The organism is bacterium (assembly GCA_013360195.1).
Lineage (GTDB): Bacteria > Electryoneota > RPQS01 > RPQS01 > RPQS01 > JABWCQ01.
Map to the genome: position 1 here is coordinate 84,821 of JABWCQ010000016.1, position 23,494 is coordinate 108,314.

Sequence of the window (23,494 nt, forward strand, 5' to 3'; positions counted from 1 at the left end):
TCCTTTCATGCGATTCAGAATTTTCTTAACTGCAATACTTTTCTCGCTTACCATGGCTCACGCCGGTGACCTCTACTTGAACATAATTTGGCACCAGCATCAGCCGCTTTATGTCAATCCTGACACAGACGAACTTAGCGGGCCTTGGGTACGTACCCACGCGACCAAAGACTATTATGACATGGCTGCTATGCACGAGAAGTACCCGGAGGTTCACGCGACGGTGAATCTCACGTCGTCACTTCTTCAGCAGCTGGAACTATATTACGTCAATCGGCTTGGCTCCTTTCTTTCAGTCAATCCATATGACAGCCAACGTGAAATCGATGCCGAGGCATACTTTGCGAGTGGTTTGAAGACCGACCCTTGGATTGACTTGGCTCTGAAGAATACCGAGAAATTCACAGACGCCGAGCGTGCAAAATTGGTCAGTGAGCCGTGGAACGCGTTTGGAATATCCGATATTCAAATTGAACGATTCCCAGAGTATGCCGCGCTGCGCAATGCACAGCATGATAGATTGACAACTGCCGATCTCCGCGATGTGAAGACCTGGTTCTTCGTCGCACATTTTGACCCCGACTTTCTGCGCGGAACTTCAAGTCTTGATGTTGATTTGAGCGATCTTGTCGAAGAGCGCGAAGGACAATTCTTTATTCGTGGGGGCCGTCGTTTCACGGAGCGCGATGCCAATCGAGTCGTCGCCGACGCTGTCAGAGTCATGCAGGAAGTGGTTGCCGTTCACGAGCGTCTGCTCACCACGGGTCAATTGGAGATCATCACCACTCCCTTCTATCACCCGATCCTGCCGCTACTCATCGACACGGACATCACGAAAGCCTGCCAGCCAAAGAGCGAACTGCCTTCAGTCTTTGCTTATCCACAAGACGCCCACGCTCAAGTCATCAAGGGAATCAACTTCTACGAGAGGCTGTTTAAGCGCGCACCAAACGGCATGTGGCCGGCCGAAGGCTCAATCTCACCCGCGGCAGCCGGGATCTTTGCTGAACACGGCATCAAGTGGGTCTGCGGTGACATGCATGTGCTTAATCGTTCAAAACCTGAAGGGCTTGACATTGCCAAGCCATATCGTTTGAAGACACCGTCCGGTGATATCGCAATTGTTTTTCGTGAGACTGTGCTCTCTGATCATATCGGCTTCACGTACCAGAATTTGGACCCCGATTCTTCAGTTGAACACTTTACCCGCGAGATTCTGAAGTACATTCCTGGAGACGGCGAGGAGGATCGTTTGCTCACTGTGATTCTCGACGGTGAAAACGCGTGGGAATGGTATCGGCACGATGTGGATGCCAAGAGATTTCTGAATGGATTGTATGCACGGCTTACATTTTTGCGACAAGAGGGATTTGTAACCTGTGTGCACCCGACAGAGTTTTTCAGAGGCAATCCGGCGCGGAATATCCCTCCTCACCCGATCTCCGCACTTTCCGAGATTACTGATCTTTGGCCGGGCTCTTGGATCAACGCGAACTTTGATACTTGGATTGGCGAACCTGAAGAGAATAAAGCATGGGAGTATCTGCTCAAGGCTCGTCAGGCACTTGAAAAGTCAAAGCTGCCACAGCCTGATCCTCGCGCTCCAATGGAGAAGAGCGCTCAAGGCGCTGCAATCTACCGTGCGTATGAGGCGATGTATGCCGCTGAGGGCTCCGACTGGTTCTGGTGGTACGGCGCTGATCAGAGCGCGCCGGCAGGAGATCGCCCGTTTGAGGAGGCTTTTTTCTCACATCTTCGTGCAGTGTATCGGCATATGAATGAGGCAGGTGTGCAAATCATGATTCCGGAGTTCATGCCGATTCTTAGTCAAGCAAAAATTGCCACTCAGGAGTCCGGCGGCGTCATGCAGCGTGGTGGAGAAAAGCGCACCGTGCGTTTTGTCTGCGATGCCAGCGCCGAGATCGTTCCGGATGCTGTGTTTATCGTTGGCAATCAACCGGAAATTGCCGATTGGCAACCCAATGTAAAGCGAATGCGTGATGACGGTGCGGCTGGCGATCAGATCGCAAACGACGGAATTTGGTCAATTGAGGTAGAATTACCGCTTGGCACTGAAGTGCAGTACAAATTCACGAATTCTGGCGAAGCCGGTTCCTGGACAACGGAGGAGTTTCCTCACGCTAATCGATCTTTCACGGTGGAATCTGAGCCGGGTGAAATCATCATCCGCCATGACATATTTGGAAAGCGCGACTAAAGTGAGAGCGCTTTGTCTGGTTTGCCTGCTTGCGCTGTTGGGCTGCACCAGTGATGATGGTATCACACGCATTCAACTATGGCACCAGATGCAGCCCGAGGATCGCGCCGTTTTGTTGCGCGTTGTCGAGGCATTTGATGCCAGGCACGCTGCTGTGAGCGTTGAGGTAATCTACAAGGAAACCGAGGAACTTCGTTCAAATTTCCAATCCGCCGCTCTTGCAGGACTCGGCCCTGACCTGCTCTACGGACCGTCCGACCAGGTTGGACCTTTGGCAACGATGCAGTTTGTGCGCCCTCTCAATGATTTTTTCGATGCCTCTGAACTTGAGCGACTGGATACGCGCGCGATTGTTAATTTCAAGGGCAAGACGTATCAGCTTGCCGACCGGATTGGCAATCATCTGGCTCTTGTTTACAACAAGAACCTGCTTCCTGCGCCGCCGCAGGATACTGATGAACTCATTCGCATGGGTCGTGATGCCACAAAAGACGTGAATGGCGACGGTGTAACCGACCAATGGGGACTGGTCTGGAATTTCACTGAACCCTTCTTCTTCATTCCGTGGCTATCAGGATTCGGCGGATGGGTTCTCGATGATAGTGCGCGGCCGACTTTGAATTCTCCTTCCGCGGCAAGTGCATTTCGATTTGTAAGATCGTTGCGGGATGAACACAAGATTGTTCCACCGGATTGCGATTACAATACGGCTGACGCGCTCTTCAAGGAAGGCAGAGCGGCGATGCTGATAAACGGTCCGTGGTCATGGAGCGGTTATGGAGCCGCCGGTATTGATTACGGATTGGCCCGCATTCCAAAGGTCACCGCAACCGGAATTTGGCCGGCACCGATGGTCTCGCCACTCGGATATTCAATCAATGTGCATAGCAGCGGCAAGGAGCTTGAAGCCGCCGTTGACTTGCTGAGGTACCTGCTTAGCGACAGCGTTCAGCAGCAGTTTGTTGAGGCGACAGGCATCATTCCAAGTTCGCTGGCTGTTCGATCCGACTCAACTTATCTGTCTCGTCCGCACGTTGCTGAGAGTCTGTCGCAGTTTGAAGTCGGCAAGCCCATGCCCATCGTTCCGGAGTTGCGCGCCGTCTGGGACGCCATGCGCTCCTCCTACCAGTCCGTTCTCGGCGGCTATCTTTCCCCCGAAGATGCTGCCGCAAAAATGCAGCGAGATGCTGAACAAAAGATTCGGGAAATGAATGAATAGAGACCGCAACTTCGCGATGTGGATGGTTGCGCCTGCCGCTGTGGTCGTGGCTTTGGTCGTTGTTTGGCCCTTCATCTATAACATCGCTCTGTCATTCTCCAACATGAGCCTGCTGCATATTCATGATTGGGAATTCATCGGGCCGCGTCAGTATGAGAAGGTTTTCAGCGACTCAATCTTCTACTCCGTTCTCGGCAAGACTCTGCTCTGGACTGTTGTCAATGTCTTTTTCCATGTGGCGATCGGTGTTGCACTGGCTGTGATTCTGCACGAAAACGTGCCCGGCAAACGATTGTTCCGAACGCTGCTGATTCTCCCCTGGGCGATTCCGGCGGTCGTTACGGCGTTGACCTGGCGCGGTATGTTCCATTACGAGTATGGAGCCGTCAATCTCATCCTCACAAAGGTCTTCGCGCAAACTCCTATACAGTGGCTAAATGACCCCATCGGCACCTTTGCCGCATGTGTAATCACAAATGTCTGGCTTGGGTTTCCCTTCATGATGGTCGTCGCCCTTGGCGGATTGCAAAGCATTCCCAAGGAGCTGTATGAAGCCGCAATGATTGATGGCGCGTCGGCGTGGCAAAGATTCAGGACCATTACCCTGCCGATGCTCGTACCTGTATTGACGCCTGCAATCATTCTTGGTTTTGTCTGGACTTTCAACAAGGTGGATATCGTCTGGCTTGTTTCCAACGGTGGTGAACCTGCCGACCAAACGCATATTCTTGTCTCCTATGTTTATCGTGCGGCTTTTAATTTGTACAGATATGGCTATGCGGCCGCAGGTTCAATGATAATATTCCTTTTACTTGTATTGTTCTCAGTGACATTTATGCGACGCATGCGCGCCGGTACGGAGTCGTAGTATGTTGAAGAAAGCAATACTTGTCGTCGTCTTGTGTGCAGTCACGATTCTGACCCTTTATCCTGTCTTAACTGTGGTCACCGTTTCTCTGCGCCCGGCGGACAGGCTCCTCTCAACATCGCTTGAGATTGTTCCGCAAGACGCTACGCTTGGGAACTACGTCGCCTTGTTTACCGAGCGGCCGTTCTTGCGCTGGATGTTAAATAGCACGCTTGTCGCCGCGGCCGTGACTATTTTTGCCACTGCGCTGGCGTCGACTGCCGGCTACGCGTTTTCTCGATTTCGTTTTCCCGGGTACAAAGTCGGTATGAGCATGCTTCTGATTACCCAGATGTTTCCTGCCACCATGCTTCTCCTGCCGCTCTTCTTGATGCTTGCCAAACTCGGCCTCATCAACTCTTATATCGGACTGATGGTCGTGTACTCGGCAACTGCACTCCCGTTTACTGTTTGGCAGATGAAGGGCTACTACGACACCATTCCAAAGGAACTGGAAGAGGCTGCCATGCTCGACGGTGCGGGACGGTTTAAGACCTTCTATCTCGTTATTCTGCCGCTGGCCGCACCGGCACTTGTAATTACCGCACTATTCAGTTTTCTGACTGCATGGAGCGAGTATGTCGTTGCCGCGCAAGTTCTATTGACCGAAGATATGTACACGCTGCCGATTGGTCTGAAACAATTCCAGTCCAGCATGACTACCGAATGGGGACTCTATGCAGCCGGCTCGATTGTGGTCAGTATTCCCGTGATTCTTCTGTTTATGAAATTGTCAAAATGGTTGGTGTCAGGCTTGACGCTTGGAAGTGTGAAAGGATAGTATGGCGATGATAAGAATTTTTGTGTTGTTGCTTCTGACCTGCTCCACAGTCTTCGCAGCGCAGGATTACAGGATTACTCCGTGGAGGACAGAGCATTGGTTGGCAAAAGACGGGATTAATGAAGTCGCGCGGGGTGACGCAGACCTGTGTAATCTCTTCTACCGCGAGACCGGCGACTCGATTTATTGTAAGACCACGTTGCGTTCGGACTGGCTGGGAACCGCCGGTGTTTCGTGGCAAGTTACTGATGCAAAGGGATTTGTCGCGCGGCTGAAAAGTGACGGCATGTCGAGCGATGCCGTTTGTGCCGACTCCCGGCGAGGTGTTCTGGAATGGGCGATTGCCCGACCTGCCGGTTGGACGGATGTTTCGAGCATTCACGTCGTCACGAGCATTGAAGGATTGCCTTATGACGAAATCAAGTGGTCGCGAGATACCCACCGTTCATTGGACGGCGATGTCGGCAATGTGGCAATGGTACATCACGGTAATCAAGGCTTGACCTACACCGATGTTTTTCGTGGTCAGAATACAACCGAAGGATTCGATGAGATACTTGAACTCCATCAAGGCCGGCAAGTGCCAGGTAACTTTCATCTTTCCGGAACTCTCATTACTGCGGCTGACTGGTATGACCGACCCTTTCTCGACTGGATGCAGGACGGTATAACCGAAGGCTGGCTCGGTGTTCTCGGCTCAGCCTACGCTCAGCACATCATGCCCTTTGTGACGGATAACATGAACAACTGGGCGGTGAGCATCGAACAGGATTTGATTGAGTACAAACTTGGATACGAGGCGCGTGTCGCTTGGATTCCCGAAAGGGTGTGGTGTGCACAAGGTCACTATCCCGATGCCCACTTGAACGACCCGTGGCTGGGTGACAACTGGACACAGCACGGTATTGATGCCGTCATTTTGGATGATTGGCCGCACGTTGCCGGAAATAGTGACCGCAAAATTCATTGGATGAACAACGGCTCGGGTATCACCCTTCGCGTGATTCCTATTGATGGAGAATTCACCGGAAACTGCCATTACAACCCCGGTGCGGCAATTGCTCAAATTCAGGGAACCGGCCGCTACCAACTCGTTGTTTACGGAACGGATTGGGAAGCGGCCGCAGAGATGGCAGACTTCAATTGTCCTGATTGTTTGGAAAATTACTCGCAAGTCGTGAACTGGGCGGCTGACAACTACCCGGCTGTTGAATTGTGGAAGCTTGACAATGCGCTGAATAATCCTGACTTCAACGGATGGGGTATTGAGGTCGGAAACGGCACATACGGCCTGATCGGCGGTGATCACGGCTATGGCGGCTCCAATAACAGCTGGTACGGTAATTGGGCGTCCACTGTTTCACTATCAGACTTCCACACTCCAGGCTGGAACTACGGCTACATCTGGACAACCGTTTACAATCAGCTCTTGTCTGTCCCATCCAACAACATCTCCGAGACCGCATGGTACGTATTGATGACAAACTTGCACGAAACGGCGTGGCACGATTACATGGGTGGTCCCATCAGCGGTTGGCAGCATCGCTACAGCGCACACATCAAGAACGCCGCTGTTTACGCGGAGGCTGCTCGCTGGGCTGCCGGCCTGTATGCAAATGTATGTTCCACTTACTTTGTGGACATTGATATTGACGGTGTGGATGAACTCGTTATTCATAACGACAGAGTTTTCGCCGTGTTTGAGTCTATCGGCGGACGTGCACAGTACATTTTCAGCAAAGGACCCGGCGGAGAGAATTTCTCCATTGTCGGAAGCTGTAACACCTACTGGGCGGAAACAGATGGCGATTATGACGAGCCGGGCTCCAACAATCATCAGGCAGCCTTCGCCGATGTCAGTCCGACTTACCGCAACGATCTCTATGCGCTCTCGATTGACTCCAGCTCCAACGACCATGCAAGAATCCGGTTGAGCTACGGTTCCGTGACAAAAACCATAGAGGTGACTCCCGGAACTCCCTATCTGACCGCGAAGTACGACGTCGGCAATCAGGATTGTTACATCCGCCATGGGTTCAGCCCGGATCTGCTCGGCATGATTTGGGATGCTGAAATGGACAGAGTCTGGGATCCCGATCAGGCCTATTCCGGATTCCGCAATCCCAACAGCGGCGCAACCGGTGCGCTGATTCGCAACAACGGAGGAACCGCGCATATCACCGAATTCGGCGGCACGTTGCTGAGAGGAGACGAACTCCGCGGTCGCGGTGAATTTGGTTACCTGTTGTTCGCAGGCACGACGTCGGCGCCTGACGTAAATGGCCGTATCACAGAGCTCGATGCGCTCTCGCTGCTGAATCTCGACAGCTTCGGTCCTCGTATGAATGCACAGGCCGCTTTCATTGACAACAATACAATCGAGCTGACGTTCAGCGAAGCGGTCAACGAAGCGCTTGCCGAGACTTCAGCCAATTGGAACTTGTCCGACTTCTCAACTTCGTTTACGGTAACGTCGGCTGTTCGTCAGGGTGATTGGACAAAGGTCCGGCTGACCGTGACTCCGTCCATTCCCGGTGGGGAATCCGGCCTTGTCACCGTCTTCAATGTTACGGATCTTAGCGGAAATCCTGTTCATCCGGAATTTGATCAGGCCGTCTTGAGTGCGCCAAACGGTCTGACGCCGCATACTATTGTGATTGACGGTACACAGGACTTTGACGTTGAAAATGAGTGTCTGATTGCCGCTGCTGATACTATGACAATAACATGGGATTCGCTCGCACTCTACATTGGCTATTGGCGAAAAGACTTGGCTACCGGTGACCTGTTTGTAAACATTGATACTGATCAACTCAATAACTCTGGAGCGACCACCGACTCTTGGGGACGCGTGCAGTTCTCCAACCCATTTAAGATTGAGTTTCAAATTGCTATCGAGGGCGGTCCCGGAAACATTCAGGTGAACTACTGGAACGGAGCAGCCTGGGTGTTTCAGAATTTCGGCCAGCATGACGCAACCAGTTACAACGGCTGGGCATCCGTTCCCTTTACCGAAATGCGTATTCCATGGGCGGATCTGGGAAACCCTGCCGGTATCGCGCTGTCTTTGCATGTGACGCAAGAGAATACTACGACGACCACCCGCGCTCTGCCTCCCGGCAATCCCACGGGTGCTTTCGTTACCCTATCGCAGTTTTATCGCATCTATCCGCCCTTTGCCTCAGGACCTTTGCCACTCATGGGTGTGCGCACCAAGAACATTCTTGTGAATAATCCCCTGCCAATTGACGACCTCGTCATTCTCTGGGAGAGCGGAACTCCGAGATTGCACTGGAATGCGGTTCCTTCTGCACACACCTATGACATCTATCGGTCTGAGAACTCCGAAAGCGGATTCTCACTCATCGGGTCAACACAAACTCTATCCTTTGACGATTTGACGCCTCCGCCCGGTGCCGCTGCGTTCTATTTTGTACGCGCCCGCGGTGGAATATAGCACGAATTCACATATTACAAATCTGCACGAATCATCCTATGAAACGGAATAAGGAGAAATGATGAAAGCCATGCGCACGATGTTTGTCGCGGCACTCTTGTGTGCCGCAGCAGCCGCTTTCGCGGTCCCGTCCTTCACTCCCGTCATTGACGGGGTAAAGGACGCCGGTTGGGGAAACACCCCTGACCACAGTTCAACTTCTCAGGCTCTGCCAACCGAGTTTAATCTCGATGGCGGCCTGTATGTCACGGACGATGCCGAGTGGGTCTATTTCGGATACGATGCCGACAACGACCCTTGGGCTGACGGAAAAAGCGTTCACGTTCACATCGTATTCGATGTCGGCAGCACCGCGGTCGGCGGAACCTTCGCCTGCTGGGGCGCAAACAATGTCGCGTATACGCACACCTACAAGCCCGAGTATGATCTCGTCATGCAGTGGAATACCGACAACCAAAACTCACAGTTCACCGGACTCAATACATGGACGATCAACACGTGGGTGCAGCAGCCGGAAATCACAACCGATGCCGGCGGTGGCAATCAGTGGACTGAAGTTGCCATACGCAAGAATCAAATCGGCACCCCGGGCTTTGGCACCACTCTGAATATCTCCATGTGGCTGCGTCCGGCATGGGATTCGCAAGGCGGTGTTGCATGCCTGCCCGCTGATGCGACATTCCCGAGTGACAACGCCGCCGTTGCTCATCCGCTGTCGCAGCAATTTGCCTATTCCATTCAAACTGCCTATGGTGATGCGGTTGCCCCGCGGCTGCTCTCTGTGCGTCAAATTGATCGACGCTCGGTTGAGTTACTCTTCAACGAGCCGATGAATCCCGTGCGACTGAACAACTCCTCTTACTATGTCACGCACGGCTGGCCCTTCACAGGAATTCGCTATGTCAACGACCTGCAGGCTGCCATCTGGAATTTCAGTAATTTCACCGATGGCACAACATACGCCATTTCTCTCCTGTCAGGCATAACCGATGTCGCCGGAAATCCCATTGACGCGAACTTCGATTCGCTTTCTTGGACCTCCCCGCTCTATTCCGATGTCCTCTTCCGTGTCGAAGACCCGGGTGCCACTCATGATTCGATTTGGTTCAAAGGCTCCTTTAATTTCTATCGCGAGTACGATGCGTCATGGCAGGGCGGAAACTACCTCCTCTATGATGACGGTACCAATGGCGACGTCGTCCCCGGTGATCACGTGTTCTCGCGCCGCTTTGAGATGGTTCCAAACGGAGGTACTCCTAACTTCGAATGGGGCTGCGTGGATGAAAACGACAACTGGCTGATAGTCGGTCCGAATCAGAGCTTCTCGCTGGTGGATTCCAATGACATTACCGTCACCTACGTCATTCCCAATCCCACCATCAATCCGGTGACCGTGACATTCCGTTGCGATGTCGAGTGTCTCCTCGGCCAGGCAATCACTCCGGACAGTGTCAGTGTTGCCGGACCGTTTAACGGTTGGAGTGGGCAGGTGATGGCCGATGGAGATCTTGACGGTCAATACACTCTCGATGTGCTCTTTCCCGCAGGCTCAGTCCGGACGCAGGAGTTCAAGTTCCGCTTCCACATCGGCGGTGGAACCACTTGGGAAGATGTGCCTAACCGGCCTCTCGAAGTCAATGACGCGAATCCGACGCAAGACCTCGGCAACATCTTCTGGAATGACTGGGTTTGCCCGCCGTCGGAACTGACCGTCTACAGCAATGGAACCGAAGCCGTCCTCTACTGGAATGGCCCAAGCCGCGCACACTTTGAAGTTTTCGGTCATACAGTGTCTGACAGCATCATCGAAAACGGCACCATTCTCGGCAACACCCCGAATGACACTTACACTGTTACGCCGCTTCTGAATATCCAGTACTTCCAGGTTCGTGCCTATAAACCGTAATTCCGGCACATAGGAAATGAGAATAGCCCTCGCACATGCGAGGGCTATTCTTTTGACAGACTTGAGGAATTGCCGAACTATTCCCCGACTACATAATAGAATCGCTTCGAGGCTGCAGTACCGTTTGCTATCGTGAGCGACGTTGAGCCCGTGGAACCTTCAAAGGTGTCAAATGGACCTTCTGCATCTGCCGCGCTGTAAACCAAGTACGTGTCAAAGCCACTCTCTTCCCACCTCAGCACTATATCCGTTCCGCTTACGGCAATCGTCAGGCCGACAGGCGGCGGTGGATTGACAGATGGAGAATACACTTGCACATCATCGACATACCACCCTTCCCGGTTGTTCACCGCGTCGCTCCCGAATCTGAATCGCAATTGCAGAGCTGAGCCTGCAAATCCACTCAAGTCCGCGCTGACTGTACTCCATGTGCTCTGAGTCCCTCCGAAGCATGCGCGGCCTTGCATCGGACCCGTTGCGGGATTGCCGCCACCAGCTTGATAGCGGAATGTCTTGTTGTACCCGCCCATCGGCGTTAACGCTTGCCATGCGCCGCCGTCAACGGAGACTTCCAATACACAACCGTCATAAGCAGAATCCGGGAATGCGCCTGACAATTCTGTTTCGTACTGTTGTGCGAAGCGCAGCCACGCACTCGCGGGGAGGTTACTTATAACAGGTGAAACCAGCCTTGCGTCATTGTAGGACCGGTGCGTGTCTGTTCCTGTGCTGCCGCATTTGTATGAGTGAGTTCCGGTTTGTGAACGCTCTATCGAAACATGCCAATCGCTGACCCACTGCCCCCCTGCCGAGTCAAGTGTCCATCCGTTAGCACCGCCCTCGAAACTTTCGTTCAGCACGTAGGTCAATGCCCCGATTGAGAAGGGAGCATCGGACGTGTCCGCTTCGTCAGGATCGATGTTTGAAATTACTCGAATGAAGCAATCAGTAGAGCTTGCACCGTTTACCTGCCAACCAAAGAACCCTGTATTGGGGGCCGATCCTGTGATTGTTTCCCACGAACCGGTAAGGCCATTCCGTGACAATTCAATGCGCACCGTGCCGCCGGTTGAACTCGGAAACCATGCTATCGTTGCGGTGCTGTCGATAAACAACGCTTCACCGCCGTCCGGGGAAAGCACAGTCAGTGTCGAGAACAGAGTTCCGCTGCCTGCAGTGGTGTACATCACCGCCAGCCCGTCAGTCAAATTCGCGGCACCCGGCGCATACACATTCGAGTAGTAGTACTCAACTCCTGTTAAGTGATTCTCGTTTTGAATGCCGACCGTTGCCCACGGCATGTCGTTAACACCCTCGTTGGAATTGGGAGTCACCTCCTGATACTGAACCAGGATCTTCCCGTCACCTGTTGGCGTCGGATAGGTTGCCGGATTGTACAATACTACTTGAAATACTTCGGGGACATCTGACCATAATGTTTGAACATTCCATTGAACAATGAACCTCTGATCAACAGGGTCATAGTAATAGTAAACCCCGCCACCGGTCGTCGCGAGATCGTCCCAATAGGCTGCGACCATGTTGGGCGGACCCATCGGTGAACCGATTCGCCAATTCCTGAAATCAAACATGGCACCATGGCTTCCAAAAGCCAGCCAACCGTTCGAACATATCGTCACACTGTCAAAACTGCTGCCGTAAAACGTGAACTCAAACGGAAGGGCAATTACGTCCGAATCATCGTCATCTTCGAACTCGTCAACGAAACCGAGATTTGTCCCTATCGCGGATATTTCCGTCCAATCGTACTGCGTTGCCGTTCCCGCAGGTTGAAGCTCCGTGTTGTCATATGCGTAGTAGCCGTAGGCGTCCGGCCCGGTTGGCGTCGTAGGTGTCGATACTCCGACGATTTGCACAAACTCGAGTGAATCACGAAAGCCATCTGTATCCACGACCACAAGTTCCATCAACGCTCCGTAACCACCAACTGTGTTGATGTTTGCATGCACCGCAAATGCATCCGCAAGGTTTTCCGCAGTTGCACCTATCGCGACCGCTCCGAAAACTCCAACCGAATCAGTGACTGTCACGTGGGAGTCGAGCGAGCGGAGAATGCCACTCGCATTCAGAAGCGCGCGCGATCCGTTGTTCTGAATCGTCGCGCTCAGCGCTCCTGAGTCTCCCGGATCCAATTGAGAGTCTCCGCCGAGAAAGTCCGTCGAGTTAACCTGCACGTTCGCGGACGATGGAGTCAAATCGACACGAACGTTCTGCGTCCCTGCCGATGACGTTACCGCTAGATAGAGGGCAACCGGCTCCGCGTTTTGCAAGGCTCCGCACAAGATCCTGAATGGTATACTCGGTGCGCCGGTTGCGCCAACTGCGATATTCGGATAGCTGCTCGATCCGCTCTGAATTTGAATGGTTGGCTCACTGGTGCTCAGCGAGGCAATGATACCTGTTGCCGCCTGTGAAGTTCCGCGGTTAATAAGTACCACGTTCAAGTCCACCATCTCCCCCGGATTCAAAATTCCGTCACCGTTGCCTTGCGTGCCGCCAAGATTATCGTCATCTACTGTAACTGAAGAGAGTGCGAGCGTTGTCGATGCGTTGATGACATGCAGCGAGTCCAGCTTTGTTTTGAGCCCGGTGCCTGTTACCGTTACGTACACCCACCCCGTGTCTGCAAGTGACGCGGCGAGGTTCACACTTCCAGTCTCGTCCGTATAGCCGCGCGCGAACACGTTCGGGCTCTTATACATCCCCACCAATGCGTTCTCGACAGGTTGTCCGGCGCGCGTGATTTGAACGGCAACGTTATTTGTATATCGATGCACCGTTCCCGGCTGAGAAAGTGTCACGGTTTGCGGCACTTCGATCATAATCGGAACTGCCGCATCACCCATCAGGTTGCACCACGCGGAGAACTCCTCGACACTCGTTTGGCTGACCGCATCCCAAAAGTTTCGATACAACTCGAGCTTGCCATTCAGCATGATCAAGGATTGTTCGCGTATGTCCCTGGCAAAAAGTCCCATCATCGCTCCACCGTCCACGATGTTATTCTCTGCGACTCGTGTGCTGTTGCCCGCCATTCCCATTGCTCCGATAGCTCCAACCGGCGTGTTCGGCGTACCTCTGCGTACCCATGCTTCTGTAACGGATTCGCCATTGTTGTACCAACCCATCCCGCACGTGATAACGGCCACAAACGGAAGCATCCGGCCGTTCGTCAATCCGTCAAGATCCGGAGGGTTCATCTCAGAATTACCCCACGACAAACGATGGTTGAAGACACTCAATCCCGGATTCACTCGCTGCTCCAGCACCGACGGTGTCACATTACCGGTGAACACGGTCATATCACCAGGGTTCATGCCGCGCTGAAGCATGATTTGCCGAGTGTACTCCTTTGTTGCGGTATTTGAGGGGATGAATCCCGTATGCACGGCACACCAAGTTCGCGTAAACCACGTCGTATCGGTCATGAATGGATCAGCTTCATAGTTAATCGATTTGGATACCATGGACGATAGTTGCGTGAAGTCCGCAGCTGGTATTCTTCCCACTCCGATATCAGGCAGTGGATCAGGATTCGGGCCGGAACCTAACATTCCATAGTAATTGTCCAGTTCACCATACGGATAACCCGCCAGCTCGTCCGTCGGAAAATAGTACGCGCCGGACCCGTTTGCGTCGCCGACCACCGTAACAAATTCAAGTTGTCCGCCTCCGTTGACATATTGTGTGTTTATGTAGTTGCGAATCTGCGTGACTGTTGTACCGCTTATCGCCGTGCTGACTACTGTCGCATCAATGCCTTTCTTTTTGCGCCAGGTCGCGAGTTCATTCAACTTGTTGATGACGGTCGCGTTGTTCTGACAGAGGATCAGCTGTGCACCCGGCACAAGCGGCAGTTCGTCCAGCGTGCTGTGTTCGAAGTTTATGAAATTGGAATAGAGCTTCCTGAATCCCGGCGTGATGGACACAGGCTCAATCTCCCGTTCATTCACCCCCGATCCGCCCGTGTCTCGCAGCGACACTTCGATGTTATCATGTACGCGCATCTCGCCTGTCACAGGATTGTATTGCACCGGATGAACTGCCAAAATTACGAATCGAACGTCCCGGAACAGCATTGGTTCACTGACCTCGACTATGTTCTCCGGCCAGAACGCATTCACCGAGTAGCAAGTGCTAATGTTCTCTCCGTCCAAGGCGTTGCCTTCCAGCGGTTGTTTGGGAAGCACAGGTCGTGTTAAATACTCAGACCTTGTCCCCGTCACAAGATAGTCCAACTCCACACCGCCGTGAGGTGACACCATGACAAGCCTGCTGACTCGCGGCAAATCCGGAAACCCTTCATGCAAAGTTGAGCCTTCACTCAATAACTCTACTCGCTGATACTCCGCGCCCTCCAGCACCACGACACTCATATCAACTTGCGGTTCACCGAACTGCAGAATGACATTGCCCGGCTCCCCGCTCAGAATGTCAACCGGAATCGGCACAACGTCCTGTGGTCCGGCCAGTTGATAAAAATTCCCCGGTAACGTCGTAGCGGCGCCAAACCACTCCGAGGCGAACGCAGAACCGCTAAGCAGGGCTGTGAGGATGAGTAAAACGACTTGTCTTTCCATCTGATTACTCCGCAAAAATGTTCACTGTCTCATCTTAATGTAGCCACTATGTTCCATGGAGTCAAGGATCCAGACGATAAATAATGTCGGCGTTTCCCAACATTTTGCGTTGCTTTCTTGCTAAGCGGCAAGGAAAGAAAAGCCCCGCCTGTTTGCACAAGCGGGGCTTTGTTCAGATTGTGTTAGGACTACTGATTAACGGCAACTACGACATAGTAGAAGCGGTCACCCACGTTCAGAATTCCCGTGTCCGTGTACGAGGTCGCCGCAATCGGAACCGGCGTCAACAATGTTTGCTGCAGATTGTTGGGATCGGTCGAACGATATACAAGATATCCGTCCGCGCGATTCGGTGCGTTCCAACGCAGTGTGCAATCATTCGTTGTGCCGTCGCGATAAATCGTCAGCGTCGTCACTGGATCCGGCCAAGTCGTCGGTCCGGTCGTTACTTCAACACAGAAACGGCTTGGTGACGCCAGAATCGGCGCTCCCGGCAAGTCCAAACGCTTCGTGTAATTGTGTGTGTCAGTCGTGTCATTGTTCTCGGTTACATACGCCAGAAGTCCCGGCAAGCCTGTACCTGCTACCGAATCCAGCGCGCTGACTGCTACCCAGAAGTCACCCTGCAGGCGTTTCAGCTGGGGAACACTGGCAAGGTTCACTTCCCACCAGCGTGCATCCGTACCTGATACAATCGACACCGTCTCGTTCGTATCAATTTCCTCTTCATAGGTATACAGCAACGCACCCGGTGTGCGGTTATCCGGTCCCTGTCCGAAGAATTCTATGCGGCAGCGAGCCGTCTGGTCAGGAAGCGACGAGATGTCGATCGGATCCCAATTCCACAGCACTTGCAGCTTGTTGATGTCCATCGTGTCCGCATCTGCCGCCGGAACGCCGTCGGCTGCGGGTGAATAACGTACATAGCGCGGATTGGAAAGAACCGCTGTGTAATCACGGAGATGGTAAGCGAGCTCATAAGTTCCTGCCGGCTGAACATCGACCGCGAGATTCAAATTACCCGCAAGCGGAACGTTAATCGGCGTGCGAGTCGTATCGTTCGTGCGATCCTGCTCGCCCGGATATGTCGTCGTGACACGAATCCTGTGCGCTCCTGCGACGATCGGCGTCCATACTGCGTTGATGGTCAGGAACTCATTCGTGAGCAGCGTCCCCGTGGCCTGCTTCAGTGAATCCGAACCTTGGTTCGTACCGTCCGGCTTCGTGTAAAGCTGGCGATAACGAAGCGCGTTGCCAATCGCGTTGCTGCCTTCATTGACATACTCAAATGACCACGAGCGGGCCAGACCAACCGTTGTCGGGAACGGGACAACCAGATCTCGCGATGCCGCGTCCGTTGCAAACGCGCGAGTAGCAATCAAGTGCGGATAGTCAATATGCAGACCGGATCCAATTCCTCCGTCGTTGTTGCAGTCCGTCTGCAAGCGGAATTGAATCAGGATCGTCTGTTCACCATAACCCGTCAAATCAATATCAACTGACGTTCCGCCGGTGGTCAAACCGCGCGAACGGCCAACCCAGCCCAGCAGCGAGTTACCTTGATCCGGATGCGTCTCACCAGTCAACGCCGTTGTACCGTAATCGTAGGCAACACGTGTCCACGAGACACCGTTATTGGTTGAAACGTGGATTTCATAAAGGTCATCCAACGAGCCGTCATCGTCTCCGTCGCTGTCTTCCAAATCAGCCCAGACATAATAGGCCAGTCTAAGCTTCTGCCAATCGTTGGCATCGCCTTGACCCGGACGGGAAGTATCCGGCATTAGAATCGGCGGAGACGTTAAGGCATTCTCAATCAAAGCCCAGCCACGGTGCTCCGCGTTCCAAGAGAATACCTGATCCGGAATCGCCGTCATGCCCGTCGGTGCCGTGCTGTCTTCAAAGGCCCACGTGTCACCCACCGGGCTTACAGGATAGGCTTCAATTGTCCAGCCCGTCGTGTTGTCACCATCATTCGACAACAGTGTTGTTGTGCTATTGGTCACACGAATGGAGTCCAATATCAGACCAAAGAACGACGAGTCAAGTTGACCGTCGTTAGAGCTTGCGGCTGGATCAGACAAAAATGCATAACGGAAACGCACATTGCTTTGGCCGGCGTAATCATCCAAGTTAATGACGATCGTTTGGTAGGCCGCCGCGAACGTCGTGCCACCCCATGCTGCATAGCAGCCTTCATAGCAATGGTCGCTCCATGCATAGGAACAGGTACCAGTGTATGGCAACGACACATCTGAAGGATCAGGAATGGTCCACGTGTCACCGCCGTCGGAGGAGACCTGAACATCCCAACCGTCCCACATGTTATAAGGAGGGGTTTCGCCGCCGGGGTTCTCGACTTTCCAACGAGCTTTGAAGGCAAGCCTAATCGGCGCGCTCGAGGCCGACAAGTCAATTGTCGGGCTTTCAAGGTAATGTTCCTGGTGATTCGCATAACCTCCGGGAGCAACCAGATTGTCAACCATGGATGCGTCACCGCACCAAAGTGCAGGAGCGTTAGGATCACCGAACGGCACTGCCGCTACTTGCCAGTATGGTGTGCCGGGTACCGTGTAATCAACCGTCGTCCAGCCGCCAACGGCCTCCATATTGTCAATGACGTACGTCGAGTCGAATGCATCCAACGAACGTCCGCCGCGACCATAAAGGGCATCCAGCGGTATTTCTACTTCCTCGTACGTCTCGACTAATGCAGACGTCGGGGCTGATGGCGCCTTGACAAGATTGACACCGGCATAAGCAATTGCCGCAATTCCTGTGATCAGCGCCAGACGAAAAACAATTTTACTGACCATGCTTTTCTCCGGAAAGTTATGTAATTCTTTCGGTTGGGACCCAGTGAACCGGAAAGCTCACCGGAAAAAATACGGGCATGAGAGACATGCTCATGCCCGTATCTGGAAGTTCTTTGAGACACCGGACGGATAGACCGCCGAGCCGTTTTGCTCGCGGTCTATCCGCCACAGTCGATTTTTTTTACAAGTCCAGATGACGGGCGATGAAGCTTACTTCATCAACACCATCTTCTGTGTGGCCGTGAAACCATTCACGGTCATCTTGTACAGGTACATACCGCTCGCCAGACCCGAAGCGTCGAAGTCCACCGAATAGCTGCCGGCGTCCTGAAGACCGCTGACAAGCGTCGCAACTTCACGGCCGTCAACCGAGTAAACCTTCAGCTCGACATTGCCAAGCTCACGAACGGTGTACTCAATCGTGGTCGTCGGGTTGAACGGGTTCGGGTAGTTCTGCATCAACGCATACTCAGTCACAACACCAGCACCAGCCGTCGGAGTGGCTTCTGCCCACATACCGAAAACGGTGGCCGCGCCGTTGATATCATAAGCGGTCAAACGATAGATATAGGTCTCGCCGTTCGTCACGCTGTTATCAACGAAGGTGTAGGTGTGTCCGGTCGGATTGTCGCCAAGTCCGTCAACTTCAGCAAGGAATTGACCATTGCGTGAAATCTCCCAACGGGCGATATCGCTCTCGGCATTCGTGCGCCAGTTCAGCGTCACTTGGCCGTTGCCGGCGATTGCATCAAAGCTCGTCAGCTCGACGGCCAGCACATTGTCACCAACAAATGTCACTTCTATCGGGCAGCAGCAATACTGACGATTGTCAATGATCAAATAGTAGGTGTCCGGGAACCAGCAGCCCAAATCATCCGGACCGCCGTTGCCTGAGAAATTGTGAGTCTGGCTGACGCCGTAGGCCGGGAATACCGGCGTACCGCCCGACAGTGCGCCAAAGCTGTCAAACAGAATTGAACGCAGACGGAACCACTGATTGCACTCGGCAGTAAGCGGAGTAATCAGAATGTTGAAGCAGGTCGGATCGACAATCGACGTGAAGCTCAACACAACGTCCGGGCTGCTGCCGGAGAACGTGCCCAAACCGTAATTCACGACGTCATAGTCGCTGCAGTAATCGCAGAGGTCGATTACACGCGACCATTCCGGTGAATCAATAATGATCGGGTTCGAAGCGTCGTCACCAGGATAGTTGCGCGTGCACGGTGCGCAGGCGATCGGCTCACAAGCCGTGTAGCCGGCATCGCCGTTCACAAACAAGGCAACGTCACCGGGATAGCAGGACGCGCCGCAGCCAAAGTCGCGCGAACCGTCAAACCAGCAGTAATCCGGCGTGCCGCCGAGGAAGAAGTAGTACCACGCGTCACCCGGCTCTGAGGTCGGGCCGCCGACCGTCAGGTCAAATCCCGGAGTCGGAGCAAGACCGGCGCCGCCGTCATAGCTCAAGAACGAAGCCACAACGTAGAACGGGCCGCTGACACAGCACTCAAGAGCGACGTTCTGAACAAACGTGTTCGGCGAATTGTAGTCTTCCGAGGTCACCGTGTAGGAGACGTTGACGCCGCAAATCTCAGCGCCCGGGCCCTTGATGTTCTGAGCCACGCCTGGAGAAGCGGCATCCTTCGGACAGTGGATTGACACACGGTAGTTCACCGTCGTTCCGATACCCGTTGAGTCAAAGAAGAACAACAACGGCACGTCAACGGACGTAATATGGAACGGATAAAACGGTGCCGAGCAATTGCCGTCACCATCGGTCTCGGGATCAATGTACGAAGCGTACTTGTCTTCAAAATCCCAACCAAACGAGTTGACCGTGGCTGTCGCTGCCAGCGTGGTCAAAACACATGAACCCGTCCGATCGACTGGACGTTGAATTTGCCGACCTTCGTCACCCTTTAAGGCCGGACCAGGTGTTACGTCAGCCAAAACGGCAGACGACAGGCCAAAAAAGGCCATGATACACAAAATCAAATACTTACGCATACCGGGACTCCATTTTTTAGGAATTTTCGTACCACCAAGATCGAACTATTTAAACCTCTGTTGTAATCCATGATGCACTATGTAAAATATACTAACACTACTATTTCGTCAAGTAGTTTCGAGCCTGTTGCGAAAATAGTTAGAGCCTACCTCATAGCGACCTGAACCAGTGTTTTATCTCGTAACTTGTAATTTTGTGAAGAGTTTGCTTTAATAACCCATTCCTATACCGACCGCTTTGTCCCGGAATAAGAGGACATCGTCCTAACTCCCGGTTCTTGCACCTCTAAATTACACAAATAATGACCCTCTCAACGCCTTCACGAATGCTCAGGCTGTCACCAGCGAATTCGCACGCTCCTCATAAAGGAATCTTTGTTCTTTACTGGATGCTTGCCCAGCGTCGGGTCACATACAATTTCGCTCTTGAACGAGCTGTGCAATGGTCTCTCAATCTCGGTCTGCCGCTCCTCATTCTCGAATCCGTAACTCTTGTATACGATTTTGCCAGCCCTCGCCAACATGTATTTCTCCTGCAGGGCATGGCCGACAATGCTTCCCGGCTCAAGAAAAAACCCGTGACATATTATCCCTTCGTAGAGACGATTCCCGGGCAGCGCGCAGACTTACTCCGCGCCCTGGCATCGCAAGCTGGCGTTGTCGTCGTGGACGATTTTCCCATGGCCATGCATCGCGAGCTTGTTGCCGACGCTGCCGCGTCCTTCCCCTGTAGAATCGAAGCCATTGATTCCTGCGGGCTGCTCCCCCTGCGCGCCGCCGAAGTTACCTTTCCAACCGCCTTCGCATTCCGCCGCTTCCTGCAGAAAAATCTCCGCGACCATCTTGCAAGTTTTCCTGCCGCCGACCCGCTTGCAAATGTCTCTTTGCCTCCGTTGAAGCTGGATTCTCGCATCCCCGCAACTTGGCCTGTCGCAAATCCAGAGAAACTGCTCGCTGATTTAGCTTGGACAAATAACTTACCGCTATTGCATGAGGTGCAGCCTGTATCAATCCGTGGAGGCACGTCGGCCGCCGAATCGGCATTGGCTCAATTCCTCTCACACAAACTCCCCCGCTATGCCGCAGACCGAAATCAGCCCGAGCAGGACTTTTCCAGTGGGCTCAGTCCCTATCTGCACTTCGGACACATCAGCGCGCACAGGGTGTTCTCCGACCTTGCCAAACTCGAGCGCTGGTCTGTTGATAAGCTTGCCGATTCCGTCGCAGGGAAAAAGGAAGGCTGGTGGAACATGAGCCCGAATGCCGAGAGTTTTCTCGATGAACTCGTTACCTGGCGTGAGCTTGGTTACAACTTCAATCATTTGCGCGAGGATTACAAGGACTTTTCGTCTCTGCCTCCGTGGGCTCTGAAATCTCTGAATGAACACAAGCGCGACCGGCGGAAGTGGCTCTACACCAAAGAACAGTTCGAACAAGCCGCCACGCACGACCCGCTCTGGAATGCCGCACAAACTCAGCTCGTGCGGGAAGGAAGAATCCACAACTACCTACGGATGTTGTGGGGAAAGAAGATTCTCGAGTGGACATCTTCTCCAGAAGAAGCTCTTGAGGTTATGATTGAACTCAACGACAAACTCGCCCTTGACGGCCGCGACCCAAATTCCTACTCCGGTATACTGTGGTGTCTTGGCCGCTATGACCGCCCATGGTTTCCAGAGCGCGAAATTTTCGGACAAGTCCGCTATATGAGCAGCGAAAACACCGCCCGCAAAGTTTCCGTCAAACACTACATTGCCAAATACTCGTAGCTGAATTTTCTTGGACACGTCCGCCACACTGAGGCACGAATTCCACAGATTTTACTCAACTATTCCATCTCCTCCGTCCTACCCGTCCGCATTTTCACATTCGTCACATTCTCCCTGGTAAACTCTGATCAAGCTGTAGTTTAGCGGCGGCTTTCCGGCGGCTGCTCCGATCACATCTTCGCCTCTGGCACGTGCTTTGTCTTAAGGTCTGTCAAATACAAACAAACCAACGAGACGACAATGCGCTTGCACCTTCGATTCATCTCCCTCTTTACTTCAATCCTCTTCGCCATTGGAATGGCCAAGGCAACCACTCACGAAGTTATTCTCGAAAACGGCAGCATCTCCCCGTTCTACCTCCATGTGGACATCGGCGACACCGTGCGCTGGCTGAACCAAAGCGGACAAAACCGCTACATCACAACCTATCAAGGTGAATTCTACAGCGGCATCATTCAGCCCGGTGCAAGCTGGTCACGACGTATGACCGTTCGCGGCTCGCATAACTACACCGACCTCTACAATTCCAATTTGCGCGCCACGCTCGATGTTGCAACTTCCACCGATCCCGTTTGGAACGAGCTTACTTCGCCTGAATTTAATTTCGGACTGCAGGATGTCGTGTTCACCGATTCCTTGCACGGCTATTGTGCAACCGGCTTGGGTGTCTACTACACGATAAACGGCGGAGACTCTTGGACTCTCTCGCGCTTCACCGAAGGCGCACGCTCACTCCAATTCCTGACTCCAACACTCGGCTGGGCCTGCGGTGACGACGGCTACATACACCGCACTACCGATGCCGGTGTCACTTGGGAAAACATGTACATCGCCGGCGAACTTACCCGCGACATTCATTTCACCGACTCTCTCTATGGTTGGGCATGCGGCTGGCACGGCCTCCGTCCCCGTACAACAAACGGCGGTGCATCGTGGACCCCCGCAGCTCACGGCCATCTCTTCTATTTTACCAGCCTCGACTTCTTGGACAGGTCAAATGGCTGGATGTGCGGCAATCGCGGTCGTATCTACATGACAACCGACGGCGGCGCTAACTGGGCTGAACAAAACAGCTTTTCAGATTACGACAGCACCTTCCACTCCATCGATATGTGGAACGCACAGCTCGGCGTCGTCGTCGGCACGGACGGCATGATTTTCCGCACCACTAACGGCGGCGAAGACTGGACTCAAGTTTCCAGCGGTACCAATCGCGAACTGTTCAAAGTGCAAATGGTCACCGAAAATCTCGTCTGGGTCTGCGGTGACAGCGGCTACATCGCACGCTCCGTTGACGGCGGTGTCACATGGACGCAGCTCGAAACTCCCTGCGTCAGCCGCATCAGCAGCCTCTGCTTCACCAGCCCCGGCAACGGCTACTTTTCCACATATGCCGGTCGTGTCTTCCACTATCGCAATGATGAAGAACTCCCCCCGCCGCCCATCGTTCCCGCCGAAGTTGCCCGTCCTGCCGACGGCAACTGGTTCCCTATTCAGAATCCGCAGAGCTATCCGAATCCCTTCAACCCTGTTGCCAACATCGAATTCACTCTGACCGCCGCTTCCGATGTGAAACTCGAAGTCTTCGATATGCTTGGCCGCAGCGTAGCTGTGCTCGCAAACGGTGCCTTGCCCGAAGGCCGTCATGTCGCCGCCTTCAATGCGGCCAACCTCGCCAGCGGAATGTATTTCTATCAACTCACGGCGGGCGTCCAAACCGAAACCCGCAAAATGCTCCTGCAGAAGTAATCTCTCTTCTGCTGCCAAACAAAAGAGCCGCGACTTCTCGCGGCTCTTTCTCTCCCATACGGGA

Annotated in this window: 11 protein-coding genes; 8 read left to right on the top strand and 3 right to left on the bottom strand. The window is 53.3% G+C overall.

The genetic code is table 11. The annotated features are described in order from the left end of the window. Positions 1–7 precede the first annotated feature (7 nt). The 6 genes from HUU59_11470 (at position 8) to HUU59_11495 (ending at position 10,488) form a co-directional block, all read left to right on the top strand. Positions 8–2,218 (top strand): hypothetical protein, encoded by a 2,211-nt coding sequence (locus tag HUU59_11470; protein ID NUO20058.1) that lies wholly within the window; start codon positions 8–10, stop codon positions 2,216–2,218. Further along, positions 2,175–3,437, top strand: a complete 1,263-nt coding sequence (locus tag HUU59_11475; protein ID NUO20059.1) for an extracellular solute-binding protein — start codon at positions 2,175–2,177, stop codon at positions 3,435–3,437. Before HUU59_11470 ends, HUU59_11475 begins: the two co-directional genes overlap by 44 nt. Then, positions 3,430–4,305: a sugar ABC transporter permease gene (locus HUU59_11480; GenBank protein ID NUO20060.1), complete on the top strand. Its 876-nt coding sequence runs from the start codon at positions 3,430–3,432 to the stop codon at positions 4,303–4,305. Before HUU59_11475 ends, HUU59_11480 begins: the two co-directional genes overlap by 8 nt. Position 4,306: 1 nt before the next feature. Next, a complete protein-coding gene (locus HUU59_11485) occupies positions 4,307–5,125 on the top strand; it encodes an ABC transporter permease subunit (GenBank protein ID NUO20061.1) in 819 nt (272 codons plus the stop codon). A 7-nt stretch (positions 5,126–5,132) separates the two neighbouring features. Then, positions 5,133–8,582 carry a hypothetical protein gene (locus tag HUU59_11490; GenBank protein ID NUO20062.1) on the top strand — a complete coding sequence of 1,150 codons (3,450 nt, stop codon included), beginning with the start codon at positions 5,133–5,135 and terminating at the stop codon, positions 8,580–8,582. A 61-nt stretch (positions 8,583–8,643) separates the two neighbouring features. Beyond that, positions 8,644–10,488 (top strand): Ig-like domain-containing protein, encoded by a 1,845-nt coding sequence (locus tag HUU59_11495; GenBank protein NUO20063.1) that lies wholly within the window; start codon positions 8,644–8,646, stop codon positions 10,486–10,488. Positions 10,489–10,565: 77 nt separating this feature from the next. Here HUU59_11495 and HUU59_11500 read toward each other — a convergent pair whose 3' ends face one another. The 3 genes from HUU59_11500 to HUU59_11510 all read right to left on the bottom strand — a co-directional run bounded on the left by HUU59_11500 (position 10,566) and on the right by HUU59_11510 (position 19,912). Continuing rightward, entirely contained in the window at positions 10,566–15,089 is a 4,524-nt protein-coding gene (locus tag HUU59_11500; protein ID NUO20064.1) for a hypothetical protein, read from the bottom strand. Between the two features lie 188 nt (positions 15,090–15,277). Next, on the bottom strand, positions 15,278–17,905 hold the full coding sequence (locus HUU59_11505) for a hypothetical protein (GenBank protein ID NUO20065.1): 2,628 nt from the start codon (positions 17,903–17,905) through the stop codon (positions 15,278–15,280). Positions 17,906–18,115: 210 nt separating this feature from the next. Then, on the bottom strand, positions 18,116–19,912 hold the full coding sequence (locus HUU59_11510; GenBank protein ID NUO20066.1) for a T9SS type A sorting domain-containing protein: 1,797 nt from the start codon (positions 19,910–19,912) through the stop codon (positions 18,116–18,118). Between the two features lie 326 nt (positions 19,913–20,238). Between HUU59_11510 and HUU59_11515 the strand changes: the two genes are divergently transcribed. After that, on the top strand, positions 20,239–21,681 hold the full coding sequence (locus HUU59_11515; GenBank protein ID NUO20067.1) for a deoxyribodipyrimidine photolyase: 1,443 nt from the start codon (positions 20,239–20,241) through the stop codon (positions 21,679–21,681). A 240-nt stretch (positions 21,682–21,921) separates the two neighbouring features. Next, complete coding sequence (locus tag HUU59_11520) at positions 21,922–23,430, top strand: T9SS type A sorting domain-containing protein (GenBank protein ID NUO20068.1); 1,509 nt, start codon at positions 21,922–21,924, stop codon at positions 23,428–23,430. Positions 23,431–23,494 lie beyond the last annotated feature (64 nt).

Coding starts and splice junctions, on each gene's coding strand:
- HUU59_11490 (NUO20062.1), top strand. CDS start 5,133: ATGATAAGAATTTTTGTGTTGTTGCTTCTGACCTGCTCCACAGTCTTC.
- HUU59_11515 (NUO20067.1), top strand. CDS start 20,239: ATGCTCAGGCTGTCACCAGCGAATTCGCACGCTCCTCATAAAGGAATC.
- HUU59_11470 (NUO20058.1), top strand. CDS start 8: ATGCGATTCAGAATTTTCTTAACTGCAATACTTTTCTCGCTTACCATG.
- HUU59_11480 (NUO20060.1), top strand. CDS start 3,430: ATGAATAGAGACCGCAACTTCGCGATGTGGATGGTTGCGCCTGCCGCT.
- HUU59_11520 (NUO20068.1), top strand. CDS start 21,922: ATGCGCTTGCACCTTCGATTCATCTCCCTCTTTACTTCAATCCTCTTC.
- HUU59_11495 (NUO20063.1), top strand. CDS start 8,644: ATGAAAGCCATGCGCACGATGTTTGTCGCGGCACTCTTGTGTGCCGCA.
- HUU59_11500 (NUO20064.1), bottom strand. CDS start 15,089: ATGGAAAGACAAGTCGTTTTACTCATCCTCACAGCCCTGCTTAGCGGT.
- HUU59_11485 (NUO20061.1), top strand. CDS start 4,307: ATGTTGAAGAAAGCAATACTTGTCGTCGTCTTGTGTGCAGTCACGATT.
- HUU59_11505 (NUO20065.1), bottom strand. CDS start 17,905: ATGGTCAGTAAAATTGTTTTTCGTCTGGCGCTGATCACAGGAATTGCG.
- HUU59_11510 (NUO20066.1), bottom strand. CDS start 19,912: ATGCGTAAGTATTTGATTTTGTGTATCATGGCCTTTTTTGGCCTGTCG.